Here is a 14,468-nt window from a genome sequence, read left to right on the forward strand (position 1 = left end):
TCTGCCAAGAATAGGCGGTTGCCGATATCGCGGTCAGCCATTGATTGCCAGCATCAATTCCGTGTTACCCTCAACCAGTCGGCGCTGCGCATGCAGTTCACGCGAAATTCGATTTTCCAGTATTTGACCTTTATCCGAAGCTATCAACTCACCTAGAAATGGGGACCGCTTCAACCATTTTATATCCCTCCAACCCACGCTGATGGCTTGAGCGATTAATCTGATCGCTTCATCTTCATTCCCCAGAGCAGCGGCCACTTCGGCCAAGTGAACTCTTAGTAAAGGATCGGGGTCAGCATCCAATTCAGCGAGTTTGTCCTGAGAAAAGAGCGCGTTTCCGCGCTCAGGATCACCGGCCATCGCGGCAAGTGCAGCCTCGTCGTATTTCCCTCTCCAGCCAGCAGCCTGTAGGTCTTGCCTCGCCTCTACAATTCGCCCGAGCATAATCTTGGCCCGTCCTTGCAGTTTCAGAATTGACGGCGCCGCACGGTCTTCGCCATTGACTTGGGACAGCGTTACTAGAGCGGCATCCGGATCACCTTGCCTGATTTGTGATCGTGCAATTTCGCCCAAAACGACGACCTGCCCCGGGTTGAGCGTAAGCGCCTTCTGATACCATCGCCGCGTGGCAGGATGTTCGATCAGCTCCAAGTTCTGGGCAATCTGAACTTCCGCATAGCGCGACCGCCCGCCGGCCTGAAGCACCTGAAATTCGATGCTTAAAGCTCGATACAACTCTCCTTTCAGAAGATGAAGATACGCCGCACTTGATGCTGCAGGTGCATTCTCAGGATCGAGCTGGTGCGCGTACTGCAGTGCCGACAGGCTTTCATTAATGCGCCCCTGCGACCCAAGCGTATAGCCAAGAGCAGACCAGGCATTACTATCGTCTGGCCTCTCGCTGATTAGAGCACGAGCGAGCGTTTCGGCTTCCTGCTTCTCGCTTCGCTCACCGCCAAATTTTGTTGCTTTTGTGGAAAGCGCAAAACTCAGGGACAAGCGTGCATCGAAATTGTTCGGGTCCTGTGTCAGCGCCTCTCGCAGCATTTCGATCGCGCGATCGGTCTCGGCAGACTGATGGAGGTTTAGCTGTTGTTGGGCACGGGTCACCAAGGTCTCGGTGTTCGTATCAGACGTTGCTAAGTCGGAAAGATCATTTGCGGTCGAGATCTGGATTGCGGATATCCCATAGGAGCCAGCCGGCAAGGAGCACGACAGCAATGACCGTCGCAAGCCCACGAGTGCGGCGTGATGCAAAGGTATACGCTCGCGATGGTTTGCAATCTGATCGCTGAACTACACCGACGATCGCATAGCCTGACCCGCGAACTGTCCGAATATATAAGGGATCTTTATGATCGTCGCCGAGAGCCTTGCGTAAGAGCGCAATCCGCTGTGCGACGGTTTCATCGCTGACGTATTCTGTATTCCATACCGATTTGGAGAGTGCCGAATTGCTTAAAGGTTCGGGGGCTGCCTCGATCAAATTGGCCAGCGCATCAAAACTCAGGTCAGGCAGCTTGATTGGGTTCGCACCGCGGCGAATCGTGCGCGTATTGGTATCTATCGACAGATCATTCAAAATGTAGTGCACGATGGTCTGCCTACTCTCCCTTTAAATATGTGGCTTCAAGTATCTTCAAGTTTCTTCAAGTGACATGCACAGGCCCGAAAGTGATACTTCTTGGTATCGTATCGTAATGTTAGGGGATAATCGATGAAAATACGTCCGATTGCTGCTGCACTCTTGGTTGGTCTGCTTGGTACTTTTGGCACGATGGCAGCGCGCGCTCAAGATGATGCTCCTGCGACACAAGCCCCACTTGGATTGTGGTATTGGAGTGATGATGAGGCTGACACCCGACGTTTGGTGTCTATCGCAGTCGTCGATGGTGTTTGGCGCGCCAAGATTGATGGCTCGGTCGCTACCACAACGCATAGCAATGGTAACATAATCGTACATCTGTCTGACGGCCAGTCTTTTGGCGGCGAGCTGACAGCCGATAAATCTCAAATACACGGCCATTGGTTCCAACCGTCAACGCCGCTCGATTATCAAAATGTCGCCACACCAGTAGTTCTGTCGTCGGTCGCGCACAATCAATGGCAGGCTGTTGTCGAGGTTCAGGCCCGTCCATTCCAGTTGATCTTGGACGTTTTTGAAGGCGAAGAAGATACCGTTGAAGCGGTTTTGAGAAATCCCTCAGGCAACAACACTCTCGGTAGCAGTCAGTTTAGGGTCGAGGGCGAAGCATCCGGCGGTTGGAGCTTGGTCAGCGGCAGCGGCGAGCGTGAGCAGCGGCATCGTTTCTATCAGCAGCAAGGCGGCGAGATCCTACTCCAGTATGATCGTTTTGAAGAACCAATTGTTCTCACTCCCGCCAAAGAAGCAGCCCGATCCGCCTATTACAGCCGCGTCGAAGAGGAAGGTGGGGTGCGCCACAATCCTCCTCCTCAGCTCGGTGATGGGTGGAGTGTAGCCGAACCAGAACAGGTAGGCTTCGACAGGGCCGCACTCGAGGCACTTACTGAAAGGATTGGAAATCTCGATCCAAGAACGCAGCCACATTTGATTCATTCGCTACTTATCTCACGCGCTGGGAAACTGGTATATGAAGAGTATTTCTACGGCCATCACCGGGAAAAGCGCCATGATGTTCGGTCGCTTGGCAAGGTGTTCGGCTCAGTTATGGTCGGCGCGCTACAACAAAAAGGGCATGCTATCACAGCAGAGCACCGACCAGTCGCTAGCCTTCTTGAGAACGCTGGCCTGCCAGTCGACGATAAGAGAAAGGCGGACATCACCCTTGGCAATTTGATGACGTTCACAAGCGGCCTCGACTGCGACACCAATTCGAACGAATCAGCAGGTAGTGAATGGAAAATGTGGGAGCAGGAGGAACAGCAAAACTTCTGGCTTTACACAGCTAAGCTCGCAATGTTGCACGATCCGGGAAGCCGCTATGCCTACTGTTCGGGCAGCGCCAATCTCGTGGGCGCTAGCTTGGCTGAATTTGGCCAGGCTCCGATCCACGAGCTCTTTGATGAGCTTATCGCGAAGCCCTTGGATTTCGGTCCTTATCACTGGGCGCTGGCACCGAACGGCGAGGGTTATCTCGGAGGCGGCGCCTACATGCGCCCTCGAGACATCTTGAAGATCGGCGCCATGTACATCGCTGATGGTCGGTGGAACGGGCAGCAGATTGTGAACCGCAACTGGATTGAGGAATCGACCAAGGCTCACGCGGCGATCACTCCAGAAACAACCGGCATGACCCAGGAGGTGTTCCAAAACAGCTACTTTGGCGGATCGCAGGCATACATTTGGAGTGTCAATTCCATCGAGGTTGGTGAGCGGAGCTATCCCTCATATCAAGCCAGTGGCAATGGCGGGCAATTGTTAATCGTGGTCCCGGAGCTTGATCTGGTAGTCGGGATCACAGGTGGCAACTATCGCATGGGCGGCATCTGGGGACGATGGCGCGATCAGGTTGTCGGCGGCTACATCATTCCCGCGATGACTAATCTGCCGTGATGATATGCCAGTTTGGCACAAGTCCGCGGTGGTTCGATTGTCGCGCGCCGTATTGTGCCCTCGGACATCGAGACGCCAGATGCGGTTTAAAATCCGCCGATTTCCTTGGGCGTATTCGGCGGACCAGATCTAATGATTGACCGCATTGTTATGAGTTCTTTCCCGAACTACTAAAGCACCAGGATATTAACACCGCCAAGCGGAACGTCGGAGGAAAGTTACGCAATGACCAAACCCCACTTTAGAGCCATGATGTTGGCTGCCGGGTTGTTGTCTGCAGGGGGATGTGCAGAAAATTCTCCGCCAGTGGCAGTCTCGGAGGCAAATTTGCCAATTGCGCGCTCTCTCGATGTTCAGATGGAGACAATCCTTGACGAACATGGGATCGCTACGGCTGGCGCGGCAATAATCCAGAATGGCAACATCATCTGGACGGGATATTATGGCGAACAGGTGCCGGGTGTACCTGCGTCTCGCACAACGATGTTCAATGTGGGATCAATCTCCAAAACGATCGCGGCAGAGACTATTCTCAGGCTCGCTGATGACGGAGCGCTTTCATTGGACGAGCCAATGGCCCCAATCTGGAGTGATCCAGACATTGCCGATGATCCGCGCCACAAGACCCTGACCGCGCGAATGATGCTCACCCATCGGTCTGGTTTTCCAAACTGGCGCTATACGGACCCACAGTTTAAACTTAGGTTTGTGCGCGCTCCCAATGTCTCCTTCGGCTATTCTGGAGAGGGCCTAGAATACGTCGCTAAATTTGCAGAGAACAAGCTGCAAACCCCATTTCCCGAGCTTGCTAGGGCGCGTGTGCTCGAGCCATTGGGGCTCACGTCAACCTCACTTGGGCCACAGGACTGGGTCATGGACCGCATCGTACACCCTGTCGGCGAAGATGGAGCGCGTCACAAACCCTTTTGTACTGATGCGAGCGAATGGCGCTGCGCACCCAATGGAGAATGGTCTGCCGCGGACGAACTCGCTGTTACCGTCGAGGACTACGCCAATTTTCTCATCGCGGTGATGCATGGCAAAGGCGTAAATGATCCGCTTCATCGAGACAGGTTCACGATTCAGACTAGTACTGCGGATGACGAGATATTGCGATGCAATCTGCCAGACCAAGCTAAATGCCCACTTGCTCAAGGGTATGGCCTTGGCTGGGAAATATTTGAGTTCAACGACGCCAAGATTGTGAGTCACGGAGGGAGCGATTGGTCCGAACGGGCAATAGCGTATTTCGACACGGAAACGAAGAATGGCATCGTACTGTTTCTCAATGGTCCGGCTAGCTCCAGCACCCAGGCCCTCATCGATGGAATGGACGTGCTTGACCCGGGTTCAAAATTGGCAGTGCTCTATCGTGGTTGGGTTGACGGCATTGAGAAGAGACAAGCGACTGGTGGTGCGGATTAGCTCACAGTCTGAACCACATGTCCTGAAAAACGAAGGCTGGCGTCCGATCATGGCTCGAGAGCGGACAGACTGGTTCCGGCGCTACGTCGGTCAAAGCCGCCACTCCAGTGGCAAGCGATTTCATTGAGCCAGCATCTGGACAGATAAAATTCGTGGCGGGCCAAATTTGGCCCAGCGGTTTCCAGAACTGCAGTCACTTCTTTAAGCCAAGTTGTTCCATCATTTGGCTGAAATCCTTCTTGGTTAGTGGTTGGTCGTCATCGCTTGCGGTTTTTCTGATCGACAGAAGAATCTCGCGCGGCTGGTAAAGATCAAGCTTGCCATATGTTGCCGTTGTTGTGAGCACGTTCTCAGGCCCGAAATGTTCCCCGTCAGCGCCTATGGCACAAATTTGAGGTTGTGATTTAAGGAGGATTTGGCTCTCGTCGTAGTGACGAAGGACACGAAGATGAGAACCAAACATTGAAATTTAAAGCGAGTGCTGCGCGGGTGGTAAGAGACATCAGCCGCTAGACGAGGCGGCACTTGTCCGCGGAAGACAAGATCAGGATCGTGCTTGATGACCTGCGCGGTCACGATAGCATCGCTGAATTGTGCCGCCGTGAAGCCCCAGAACGCTTTTGACCCAGCACGCTTTGGGCGCAGAGCCTGTATTACAGATGGTCGAAGGATCCTTCGATAGGCTCAGGAGAGCATTTATGGAGGCGGGCAAGCGCCGCCTTGCCGGTGACACTGCGCGTGCTGCAACCAGCGATGAGTTGAAGGATCTGCGTCATGAGGCGCGTGATCTGAAGGAGTGCGTGGCGGACCTGACACTGGAGAACCGTCTGCTCCAAAAGAGCATTTGTCCCGATGGGGGAGACGAAGAATGAGATATCCTGCAACTGAGAAGCTGGAGATCATCCGCCTCGTCGAGAAATGTAAGCGTGTCGGTGGCGAAATCTGATCTTTTTTGCGCCCTAAAGGATCGACGCCTACACGCTCCTTTTCATGTTTTTTTATGGAAACACCAATGACCGTCCGTAAGCCATTGAAATAATGGAGCGGGCGAGGCGATTCGAACGCCCGACCCCAACCTTGGCAAGGTTGTGCTCTACCCCTGAGCTACGCCCGCTCACTGACGTCTCACACAGACTGCTTGAAAACAGCGCTTCTGTGCCGGAGAGGCGGCGCAAGTAACAGCGGGGGCGAAACGCTGCAACCCCAAAAACGCGCAAAAATGTTCTCTTATTCGTATTGCCCGACTAGCCAGCGGCCCTAGCAACCTTCAAAGGTGCACAAAACGCCCCATATCGTGGGCGAGAAGAATCATCCGGCCGTAAAAATTCGGCTACAAATCACAGGAGCATTCCCTTGGCGAGCATGGGACTGAATATCGAAGAACAAAAAGCTGTTGATCGCTTCCGCAAGGAAGTGGTTGAGCCAAGCATGGCCAAGCTGGTCATTGTCGATTTCTGGGCGGAGTGGTGCGGCCCGTGTAAAGCGCTCACCCCGGTGATCGAAAAGGTTGCGGCCGATTACGCTGAGAAAGGCGTCATTCTGGCCAAGATCAATGTCGATGAAGACAAATTCATCGCAGCCCAGTTTCAGGTAAAGTCGATCCCGACCGTCTATGCCCTGTTCCAAGGACAGCCCGTGGCTGACTTGACGCAGGCGCGCACCGAAAGCCAGCTTAGCCAAATGCTCGACCAATTGCTGGGGCAGCTCCCTATCGAGGCAGGCGCAGCAGACGGTACGCCTCAAGGGCCTTCGCCCGAAGAAATTGAGCAGTTCCTTGCGATGGGCGAGGCAGCGCTGAGCGAAGGCGATGCACAGCGCGCTGCTGGTATCTTCTCGCAGGTTGCCGAATTTGCAAGCGACAACGCTGCGGCTCCTGCTGGCCTGATCAAAGCGCTCGTGGCTTTGGGGCAGACTGACGAGGCCGCTCAGGTTCTGACCGCAGCGGAAGCTGATCCCAGCCTCGCAGGCGACCCTGCGATTGCCGCTGCCAAGAGTGCGCTGGAATTGGCCGCAAATTCGGTTGATGACGATGAGCTTTCAGGCCTGCGTGCAGCGGCGAGCAGCAACCTTGATGATATGGACGCTCAGCTGGCCTTTGCCGAGGCCGCCTTTGCTGCAGGCGCGCGCGATGAAGCGGCTGACACACTTCTTGGCATGGTTGAGAAAGACCGGGAGTGGAACGAGGGGGCAGCACGCGAAAAACTTCTGAAGATTTTCGAGGCGGTCGGTCTCGAAGATGAATGGGTGGTAGCCACCCGCCGCCGCTTGTCCAAGATCCTCTTCGGATAAACGGCCCCCGCATGCCCACACGCCTCTCCATCTTTCCGCTAACCGGCGCGGTCCTTTTTCCAGGGCTGCAACTGCCCTTGCACATCTTTGAGCCGCGTTACCGCGCGCTTGTGGGGGATGCATTGGTGCGAGACCGGCGAATTGCCATGGTTCAGCCGCAGCGCACCGTCGATGGCGCGCCGCTTTATTCGATCGGCTGTGTTGGCCACATCGGCGAGATCGAAGCGATGGAGGATGGTCGCTATAACCTTATCCTCGAAGGACAATCGCGCTTTCGCATCCTCCATGAGATGGACGTGGCGAGCGCCTTTCGTCAGGTTGAAGCTGAGCTGATTGAGGATGATGAAGATGAAACGCTCAGTTTCCCTCAGCGCGGCGGCTTTGAACAAGAGGCGCGCGAATTTGCCGAACTTCAGGGCTACAGTGTCGACTGGGAGTCGGTGAAGCGGCTCGATGATCAATCGCTCATCAATGGGGTTGCGCAAATTGCGCCGTTTGATCCAGCTTCAAAGCAAGCGCTGCTGGAGGCGAATTCGCTTGCCGAGCGGTGCGAACTTTTGGTTCAGTTGATGCAGTTCTTTGGCCGCAGCGATGGCACCGAAGAGATTACGACGCTGCAATAAGGCCCATTGCGACAGTTTGTCGCATCCTATTGCTGGGCTGGGGCTCCAAAAGTAACTACATGGTTACTTATGAACAAACCGGCGCTTCTCACAAAAGGCGAACGCACCCGCGCTCACATTGTTGCAACAGCGGCTTCTTTGTTTTGGCGCCGGAATTTTCACGGCGTCTCCGTCGATCAAGTGGCAACGGCTGCCAAGGTCAATAAGGCGACGATCTACCGCTATTTTGCAGACAAGAATGACATCGCGCTCGCCGTGACGCGGCTTAATGCCGAGACGTCTTTGGCTGCCCAATTGTAGGGCTGGCGTTAGAATTGGGGCAAGAACTTCCGATGCTGCGCGAAGAAGCCAACGGTGTTTTCAAGCAGGTTGAGGCGATGCTGACGCTCATTGTCGGCGATGCTTATCGCCGCCAGGCGATCGGCAGCGATCCGGCACCTCTGGGCCGGACCCTCACGCAGCTTCTGCACGGAGCTTTTGCCTCCGCCCGCTTGGCGTCAGATCCCGGCCTTATCCTCGATGCGGGCCGGGCATCGCTTACGCTGATCGGGTATCCCCACACACCAATCCATAATGCGGAGCCAACTCTATGACCAATTTGCCGATGTATTCCGCCACACTTGGCGCTTTCCTTATCATGCTTCAGGTGATCTTGATGCTGACAGTCGGCCTGCACCGGGCCAAAGGGGCATTCATCGGGATCGGCGAAGACCGCGACCTTGAGCGCAAGGTGCGCCGTCACGGCAATCTGGCAGAAAATGCAGGTCTTTTTCTCGTTGTGATCGCCCTTTTTGAGATGCTTGTCGGCCAAACAACCTATGCCGCCGCTGTCTGCATCGCCTTCGCAATTGCGCGTCTGCTTCATGCAGCGGGCTTCTCCTCCCTTGCAGGATCGCACGGCGAGGATCTGACCGGTGCTCGCAAAGCTTTTGCTGGTATGCGGGCGATGGGCGCATTTGGAACCTTGGGAGTGGCGATAGCGCTTGCCTGGGGGATTGGCTCGAACATCGCCTAGGCGAAGCCGAAGTTGCCTTTGATCCCGTCGATGACATATTGCGCGGCAAGTGCCGCAAGGAGCACTCCTAAGAGCCGTGTGATCACGGCTTCGACCTTGTCGCCGAGCAAGCGAATGAGGGGCCCTGCGGCCACCAGCGCGGCTGCGGTAAGGAACAGGACCAGCCCCAGTGCTGCAAACACCTCGACCGTCTCTGCCGCCGTATCCGCCTCATTCATTAGCAGCATGATCGCCGCTATTGCGCCCGGCCCTGCGAGCATCGGCATGGCCATGGGGAAGACGGACACGTCCTCAACTTCAGGGTTGGCGTTGACCTTGTCCGCGCGTTCTTCGCGCCGCTGTGTGCGTTTTTCAAACACCATCTCAAAGGCGATGAAGAACAGCATCAGGCCCCCTGCAATGCGAAAGCTGTCGAGCTCAATATGGAGCGCGCCCAATAGTCCCTCGCCAAAAAAGGCGAAGATCATAAGGATCACTGCTGCGATAATCACTGCGCGCAGGGCCATATTGCGGGCCTGCGCAGGCGTCGCCTCCTTGGTGAGCCCTGCGTAAATCGGAGCGCAGCCGGGCGGATCAATCACCACAAACAGGGTGATAAAGGCAGAGATGAAGAGTTCAGGCAGCATTTGCGGCCCTTGATCACTCTCCCGATGCAGATGCAAGCGTTTCTTCGATGGCCGTCACCCATTGACCCTCGAAGTAATAGTCTGCGGTCACATATTTCATATTGCCCTCGCGGTGCTCCCAGCGCCAACGCAGCGTGCCATCGCGCGAAATCTGCATCGCGGACGCGCCGCCGGTGTTCGCCGGGATGGCGGGCGCTTCGGGAATGGTCTGGCCCGCTTGCGGGCAGCTTGCGATTAAGCCCTCTACTAAGTCGATCGCTTGCACCACAATATCGCCGTCTTCAAACTGGCGGCGCGGTGGCGGCTGGGGATTGTCTAGCCCGGCTGCATCATAGGCCCATTTGAAGCTGCCGTCTTGCTGGCGCACCCAAGTCGTGACGTAATTGCCAACCTTGCCTTCACCATCGACAAAGCGCCCCTGACTGAGCGCGAGCGAACCATCGCAGCTTTGCACCACGACGCGCGGGGCCCACTGGGTCTCTACGCCCGCTTCTTCAAAAGCCTGCGCGATAGAGGCGATGGGGACGACGCCATTGCGAAGATGGATTTGCGCACCGGGCGCCGAATAGGCGAGCGCTGCCTCAGCAAAGCCCTGCTGCTCGGCAGCCCTTGCATAGGCAATCTCGGTTGAAACGATTGTGCTGGGCTGCGCTTTGCCCGGCGCTTTGGCAAGGACGCGTTCAATGACTTTATTCGAAGGTCCACGCTGCGGCGCAGCGCAGGCGGATAAAGACACTGCAAGGGCTGCTATTAGGCCAATAGTCAAAGCAGGCTTCATCCAAGCTCTCCGTTTTTACTGCGATCAGATGCCTTCTGGCACCTCAAGCCCCGCATTGCGATGCGCCGCCACCAACGTATTGCGAAGGAGCACCGCGATTGTCATCGGTCCAACCCCGCCTGGCACAGGTGTAATCGCCCCTGCAACCTCGCTTGCCTCAGCATATGCGACGTCGCCGACAAGTTTGCCTTTTTCCTTGCCCGCCTCAGGCGGAAGGCGGTTTATGCCCACGTCGATCACAGTTGCGCCAGGTTTGAGCCAGTCTTTTCCGATCATACCGGGACGACCCACTGCGGCCACTACAATGTCTGCACGCTTAACAACGCCGGCCAGATCCTTGGTCCGGCTGTGCGCAATGGTGACAGTCGCATTGGCATCAAGCAGCAGCTGAGCCATAGGCTTGCCCACGATATTAGAGCGGCCAATGACAACCGCCTCAAGGCCGGAGAGATCGCCCAGACGGTCAGTCAAAAGCATCATACAGCCAAGCGGTGTGCAAGGTACAAAGCCCGATTGGCCAACACTCAAACGCCCGGCGTTGATCACGTGAAAGCCATCAACGTCTTTGTCCGGGCTGATTGAGGCGATGATGGATTGTTCATCGAGGTGATCGGGCAAAGGCAATTGCACCAAAATGCCGTCCACGCTGTCATCTTCGTTGAGCTGTTTGACCAGCGCGAGCAGCGTCTGTTCATCAGTGTCAGCGGGCAAGCGGTGCTCAAAGCTTTCCATATTGGCAGCGAGCGTCGCTTTACCTTTAGAACCCACATAGACCTGGCTTGCAGGATCATCGCCCACCAGAACCACAGCAAGGCCAGGTTTGCGCGCGGCGGACTTGGCAAATTCGAGCGCATATTCGCCAACGCGCGTCCGCAGAGCGGCGGCAAAGGCTTTGCCGTCTATCTTGGCCGCGCTCATAGCGAACGGGCAACCGAATTGAGCACGATCAGCAAGATCTGAGCGCCGACAATGACGACCAGAGGTGACAGATCAAGCGCGCCTGTTTGCGGCATGATGTTTCTGACCGGTCGCAGTACGGGGTCCATCACCCGGTTGATGCTTTCGTAAACCTGCATCAAAAACTGGTTCGATGTGTTCACGACATTAAACGCAAACAAAAGGCCGATCACAAATTGCACGATCACCAGCATGACGAAGACGTTCACCAGCAGTGATACGATCTGGATGAGTGTATCTATAAAAGTGGGCATGGGGTTCGCTATTACCTTGTCGATTGACGCATTGAGCTTGCCCATAGCGTCTGTTGTGTCCCTTTGATCGGCGTATTACCTAACTAATACGCCTTTTTCCAGTCCTGCGTATACCAATCTGGTCGATGCAGTCTCGGGGTGTCCCCTAAAGACGGCTTCGATCTGAGCCGCTTTAGCTTTGGGATCACGCTCGCACCAGCGTCCCTACACCGCTGGCGGTAAAGAACTCCAGAAGCATCGCGTGGGGCACACGTCCATCCAGCACAACCGCAGCCTCACACCCTGAATTCACTGCAGTGACGCAGGTTTCCAGTTTGGGGACCATCCCGCCTTTTACGACGCCGTCTTCGTTCAGCTTTGCGATATCAGCGGGCCTCAGGTCGGTTAGCAGCTCGCCATCGGCGCCCAATACCCCTGCAACATCGGTCAAAAGGAACAGACGCGCTGCTCCTAAGGCTGCTGCAATGGCACCTGCCATCGTGTCGGCGTTGATATTGTAAGTCGCGCCGTCCTCGCCCGCTGCAATCGGCGCTATGACCGGGATCATGCCAGCTGCAACCGCTGTATCAATTACCGAAGTGTCGACAGTGGCAGGCTCGCCGACAAAGCCCAGATCAACCACGCTTTCGATCAGGCTCTCGGGATCTTTCGCGGTCCGAGTGACTTTGCGAGCCGACACAAGGCCGCCGTCCTTGCCAGAAATGCCAATCGCCTTACCCCCTGCTTTGCTGAGCCAGCTGACAAGATCTTTGTTGATCGCGCCTGACAGGACCATTTCGGCAACTTTAGCGGTGGCCTCATCTGTGACGCGCAGCCCATCGACAAACGTGCTCTCCACCCCAAGACGCGCGAGCATGTCACCGATCTGCGGCCCGCCGCCATGCACCACGACAGGATTGATGCCCACCGCTTTTAAAAGAACGATGTCTTCAGCGAAATCGCGTGCTGCCGCAGGGTCGCCCATCGCATGACCGCCGTATTTCACAACGAATGTGCGCCCGGCATAGCGCTGGAAATAAGGAAGCGCCTCGATCAGCACCTCGGCCTTGGCCAGGTTCGGAGCAGATCCGCCCTTTTCAGCTTCGCCTGTTTCGATTGTGCTCATATTCTCGTCTCGCCCTTTGACCGCGATACACTGTGCATGATGGGAGCGCGCTTAGCCGCTTAGTTCATCTGAGGAAAGCGGGTGATAAGCCCTTTCGCTTTAGCAAGGTTCTCCCACCAATTAAAAAATTTCTCCTTTCCTTTGTAACCGAATGCTGGTTCGATCCGAATCAGTGATTATGCAAGGGCTCAGGTCTCACGCCTGAGCCGGACGAATTTGCCTGTGTCAGGCAACTTGAAGGAGGAAAGTTATGAATACCACACGTCTTAAGGGATCAATCGCATTGGCCGCAGCTGCTGGTCTTGCAGCGGCTTGTTCAGGCGGCGCGGAAGCACCTGCTGAAACGGCCGGCGCAAGCACCGAAGCGGAAGCTCTTGCAGATGCAGGTTCCGGCGAGAAAGAGAAGTGCTTTGGCGTCTCCCTTGCGGGTAAAAACGGCTGCGCTGCTGGTCCAGGCACGAGCTGCGCTGGTACGTCTACCATCGACTATCAAGGCAATGCATGGACCTATGTTGATGCAGGCACCTGTGAAAGCACCGAGCGCCCAGACGGCACCTTCGGTTCGCTGGAAGAAACCACAAACGTCGGCTAATTCCCGCCGCAATCTCAAACTAAAAGCCGATCAGGACATTCCTGGTCGGCTTTTTGTATGCGCGGCTTCTTTTTGCCGGGTTGTCCGAGCGGTTCATCCCGGCCTACGCTTCCATTTGAGCATGCAGCGCTGCTATTCTCAGACCCGCTGCTATTTTCAGGTTCAATGCCCCGCAAACACACAAACCCGCGATTTCGCCGCCCGAAAGCTCCCTCGCCGGGTTTGTTGCGCTGGTGGCTGGCTTGGCGAGTGCCTGCGCTCGCGCTTCTTGTGATGTGTGCGTGGTGGTTCATCGTAAGACCGGCTGTGCAAGAGCAAGGGTGGATGCAGGTGAACGCAGGCTTTGCCTTGTGCAACGAAGGACCCCGGCAGGCAGGGTGCGTGATTGATGGCGACACACTGCTATTGGGCGAGGGCAAGGATCAACGCCGCATTCGCCTCAAGGGATTTGATGCCCCGGAACGCGGCGGCGCATGCGAGGCGGAACGAGCCAGGGCAAAAGAGGCGCGCGCTAAGCTGCATCAATGGCTCAATCAAGGCGACTTTGAATGGGACGGCGCCGGTAGCCCCCGCGCGATCAATATGGCCGCGAGCTACGCAGCGCCCGCCGAATTCAGCCTGATGGAACCTATGAAAGCCTTGCCGAGGTTATGCTGAACAGCGGCCTCGCATCCGGTAGCGGCTGGGGGAAGCCCCTCGCGATTGGTGCGCGAACTGATTGCACATGTGCGTGCACGCGGGCGGGGCTGAGGAAACGCTTGCCCCCTTAAAGACAATGCGTAGACTGCGCTTCAACTTTAACGGCCAATCAAGGGGGATCAGCCATGACCGAGCCAACCAATCCACGAAATTCAGCCGAACCCAATTCTGGTGTTGATTTTAACCAACCCACCATCGTCTCGCTGTGCTTTCTGGCAAGCTTTGTGACCGGTATCACTGGGCTTGTCGGCATTGTTTTGGCCCATGTCTGGGCAGGGGAGAGCAAAGACAGCTGGTCTGCATCGCACTTCACCTATCTTATCCGCACCTTCTGGTTTGGCTTTCTTGGCTTCATTATCGCAGGTGTTTTATCGGTGGTCTTGATTGGTTTTCTGATCATGCCACTGATCGCGGTTTGGGTCGGCGTTCGCAGCGTGTTGAGCCTGATCAAAGCGCAAAAACAAGAGCCTATGCCCGATCCGCAGACGCTTCTGTTCTAAAGGTTTCTCACCACATTATAGAATGGAATGGGGGCGGTTGCCATTGCGGCAGCGCCCCTGTTTCTTTGCC

At 55.9% G+C, this 14,468-nt stretch carries 17 protein-coding genes, 1 tRNA gene and 1 pseudogene; 11 read left to right on the forward strand and 8 right to left on the reverse strand.

The genetic code is table 11. The features are described from left to right. Positions 1-33 precede the first annotated feature (33 nt). Together AC0V60_RS13600 and AC0V60_RS13605 are read right to left on the reverse strand one after the other, a co-directional pair. Positions 34-1,110, reverse strand: a complete 1,077-nt coding sequence (locus tag AC0V60_RS13600) for a tetratricopeptide repeat protein (protein ID WP_486178977.1) — start codon at positions 1,108-1,110, stop codon at positions 34-36. Positions 1,111-1,153: 43 nt separating this feature from the next. After that, positions 1,154-1,594, reverse strand: coding sequence for a winged helix-turn-helix domain-containing protein (locus AC0V60_RS13605; RefSeq protein WP_486178978.1), 441 nt, complete (start codon positions 1,592-1,594; stop codon positions 1,154-1,156). 123 nt (positions 1,595-1,717) lie between these two features. Here AC0V60_RS13605 and AC0V60_RS13610 point away from each other — a divergent pair, with 123 nt between their 5' ends. From AC0V60_RS13610 to AC0V60_RS13620, 3 genes and pseudogenes are all read left to right on the forward strand, one after another. After that, the gene (locus AC0V60_RS13610) at positions 1,718-3,535 is read left to right on the forward strand and encodes a serine hydrolase domain-containing protein (RefSeq protein ID WP_486178979.1); all 1,818 of its coding nucleotides are present in this window, start codon (positions 1,718-1,720) and stop codon (positions 3,533-3,535) included. A gap of 225 nt (positions 3,536-3,760) precedes the next feature. After that, a complete protein-coding gene (locus tag AC0V60_RS13615; protein WP_486178980.1) occupies positions 3,761-4,960 on the forward strand; it encodes a serine hydrolase domain-containing protein in 1,200 nt (399 codons plus the stop codon). Positions 4,961-5,422: 462 nt separating this feature from the next. Further along, a pseudogene (locus AC0V60_RS13620) lies at positions 5,423-5,879 on the forward strand (hypothetical protein); the annotation flags it as partial. Positions 5,880-5,999: 120 nt separating this feature from the next. Here AC0V60_RS13620 and AC0V60_RS13625 read toward each other — a convergent pair. Then, positions 6,000-6,074, reverse strand: a tRNA-Gly gene (locus AC0V60_RS13625). 248 nt (positions 6,075-6,322) lie between these two features. Here AC0V60_RS13625 and AC0V60_RS13630 point away from each other — a divergent pair. The 5 genes from AC0V60_RS13630 to AC0V60_RS13650 all read left to right on the forward strand — a co-directional run bounded on the left by AC0V60_RS13630 (position 6,323) and on the right by AC0V60_RS13650 (position 8,887). Further along, a complete protein-coding gene (locus tag AC0V60_RS13630) occupies positions 6,323-7,249 on the forward strand; it encodes a tetratricopeptide repeat protein (protein ID WP_486179504.1) in 927 nt (308 codons plus the stop codon). An 11-nt stretch (positions 7,250-7,260) separates the two neighbouring features. After that, positions 7,261-7,872, forward strand: coding sequence for an LON peptidase substrate-binding domain-containing protein (locus AC0V60_RS13635; protein ID WP_486178981.1), 612 nt, complete (start codon positions 7,261-7,263; stop codon positions 7,870-7,872). A 69-nt stretch (positions 7,873-7,941) separates the two neighbouring features. Further along, the gene (locus tag AC0V60_RS13640; RefSeq protein ID WP_486178982.1) at positions 7,942-8,172 is read left to right on the forward strand and encodes a TetR/AcrR family transcriptional regulator; all 231 of its coding nucleotides are present in this window, start codon (positions 7,942-7,944) and stop codon (positions 8,170-8,172) included. A 32-nt stretch (positions 8,173-8,204) separates the two neighbouring features. After that, positions 8,205-8,465: a hypothetical protein gene (locus tag AC0V60_RS13645; protein ID WP_486178983.1), complete on the forward strand. Its 261-nt coding sequence runs from the start codon at positions 8,205-8,207 to the stop codon at positions 8,463-8,465. Further along, positions 8,462-8,887, forward strand: coding sequence for an MAPEG family protein (locus AC0V60_RS13650; protein ID WP_486178984.1), 426 nt, complete (start codon positions 8,462-8,464; stop codon positions 8,885-8,887). Before AC0V60_RS13645 ends, AC0V60_RS13650 begins: the two co-directional genes overlap by 4 nt. Here AC0V60_RS13650 and AC0V60_RS13655 read toward each other — a convergent pair. The 5 genes from AC0V60_RS13655 to argB all read right to left on the reverse strand — a co-directional run bounded on the left by AC0V60_RS13655 (position 8,884) and on the right by argB (position 12,607). Continuing rightward, on the reverse strand, positions 8,884-9,510 hold the full coding sequence (locus tag AC0V60_RS13655) for a MarC family protein (RefSeq protein WP_486179505.1): 627 nt from the start codon (positions 9,508-9,510) through the stop codon (positions 8,884-8,886). The two genes, AC0V60_RS13650 and AC0V60_RS13655, sit on opposite strands and share 4 nt — an antisense overlap. A 16-nt stretch (positions 9,511-9,526) precedes the next feature. After that, positions 9,527-10,291 (reverse strand): hypothetical protein, encoded by a 765-nt coding sequence (locus AC0V60_RS13660; protein ID WP_486178985.1) that lies wholly within the window; start codon positions 10,289-10,291, stop codon positions 9,527-9,529. 24 nt (positions 10,292-10,315) lie between these two features. Further along, positions 10,316-11,209 (reverse strand): bifunctional methylenetetrahydrofolate dehydrogenase/methenyltetrahydrofolate cyclohydrolase FolD, encoded by an 894-nt coding sequence (folD, locus tag AC0V60_RS13665; protein ID WP_486178986.1) that lies wholly within the window; start codon positions 11,207-11,209, stop codon positions 10,316-10,318. Further along, positions 11,206-11,502: a YggT family protein gene (locus AC0V60_RS13670; protein ID WP_486178987.1), complete on the reverse strand. Its 297-nt coding sequence runs from the start codon at positions 11,500-11,502 to the stop codon at positions 11,206-11,208. Before AC0V60_RS13670 ends, folD begins: the two co-directional genes overlap by 4 nt. A 184-nt stretch (positions 11,503-11,686) precedes the next feature. After that, positions 11,687-12,607 (reverse strand): acetylglutamate kinase, encoded by a 921-nt coding sequence (argB, locus tag AC0V60_RS13675; protein ID WP_486178988.1) that lies wholly within the window; start codon positions 12,605-12,607, stop codon positions 11,687-11,689. Positions 12,608-12,857: 250 nt separating this feature from the next. On the opposite strand from argB, the gene AC0V60_RS13680 reads away from it, so the two are divergent. The 3 genes from AC0V60_RS13680 to AC0V60_RS13690 all read left to right on the forward strand — a co-directional run bounded on the left by AC0V60_RS13680 (position 12,858) and on the right by AC0V60_RS13690 (position 14,398). Next, positions 12,858-13,199, forward strand: coding sequence for a BufA1 family periplasmic bufferin-type metallophore (locus tag AC0V60_RS13680; RefSeq protein WP_486178989.1), 342 nt, complete (start codon positions 12,858-12,860; stop codon positions 13,197-13,199). 249 nt (positions 13,200-13,448) lie between these two features. Further along, a complete protein-coding gene (locus AC0V60_RS13685; RefSeq protein WP_486178990.1) occupies positions 13,449-13,856 on the forward strand; it encodes a thermonuclease family protein in 408 nt (135 codons plus the stop codon). Positions 13,857-14,023: 167 nt separating this feature from the next. Beyond that, positions 14,024-14,398 carry a DUF4870 family protein gene (locus AC0V60_RS13690; RefSeq protein ID WP_486178991.1) on the forward strand — a complete coding sequence of 125 codons (375 nt, stop codon included), beginning with the start codon at positions 14,024-14,026 and terminating at the stop codon, positions 14,396-14,398. The last annotated feature ends 70 nt before the right edge of the window (positions 14,399-14,468 follow it).

Source organism: Erythrobacter sp. S259 (genome assembly GCF_057364965.1).

Excerpts from the sequence above, each read along its gene's own strand:
- AC0V60_RS13640 (WP_486178982.1), top strand. The coding sequence starts at position 7,942 with ATGAACAAACCGGCGCTTCTCACAAAAGGCGAACGCACCCGCGCTCAC.
- AC0V60_RS13630 (WP_486179504.1), top strand. The coding sequence starts at position 6,323 with ATGGGACTGAATATCGAAGAACAAAAAGCTGTTGATCGCTTCCGCAAG.
- AC0V60_RS13650 (WP_486178984.1), top strand. The coding sequence starts at position 8,462 with ATGACCAATTTGCCGATGTATTCCGCCACACTTGGCGCTTTCCTTATC.
- argB (WP_486178988.1), bottom strand. The coding sequence starts at position 12,607 with ATGAGCACAATCGAAACAGGCGAAGCTGAAAAGGGCGGATCTGCTCCG.
- AC0V60_RS13660 (WP_486178985.1), bottom strand. The coding sequence starts at position 10,291 with ATGAAGCCTGCTTTGACTATTGGCCTAATAGCAGCCCTTGCAGTGTCT.
- AC0V60_RS13635 (WP_486178981.1), top strand. The coding sequence starts at position 7,261 with ATGCCCACACGCCTCTCCATCTTTCCGCTAACCGGCGCGGTCCTTTTT.
- AC0V60_RS13680 (WP_486178989.1), top strand. The coding sequence starts at position 12,858 with ATGAATACCACACGTCTTAAGGGATCAATCGCATTGGCCGCAGCTGCT.
- AC0V60_RS13645 (WP_486178983.1), top strand. The coding sequence starts at position 8,205 with ATGCTGCGCGAAGAAGCCAACGGTGTTTTCAAGCAGGTTGAGGCGATG.
- AC0V60_RS13690 (WP_486178991.1), top strand. The coding sequence starts at position 14,024 with ATGACCGAGCCAACCAATCCACGAAATTCAGCCGAACCCAATTCTGGT.
- AC0V60_RS13610 (WP_486178979.1), top strand. The coding sequence starts at position 1,718 with ATGAAAATACGTCCGATTGCTGCTGCACTCTTGGTTGGTCTGCTTGGT.
- AC0V60_RS13670 (WP_486178987.1), bottom strand. The coding sequence starts at position 11,502 with ATGCCCACTTTTATAGATACACTCATCCAGATCGTATCACTGCTGGTG.
- AC0V60_RS13615 (WP_486178980.1), top strand. The coding sequence starts at position 3,761 with ATGACCAAACCCCACTTTAGAGCCATGATGTTGGCTGCCGGGTTGTTG.
- folD (WP_486178986.1), bottom strand. The coding sequence starts at position 11,209 with ATGAGCGCGGCCAAGATAGACGGCAAAGCCTTTGCCGCCGCTCTGCGG.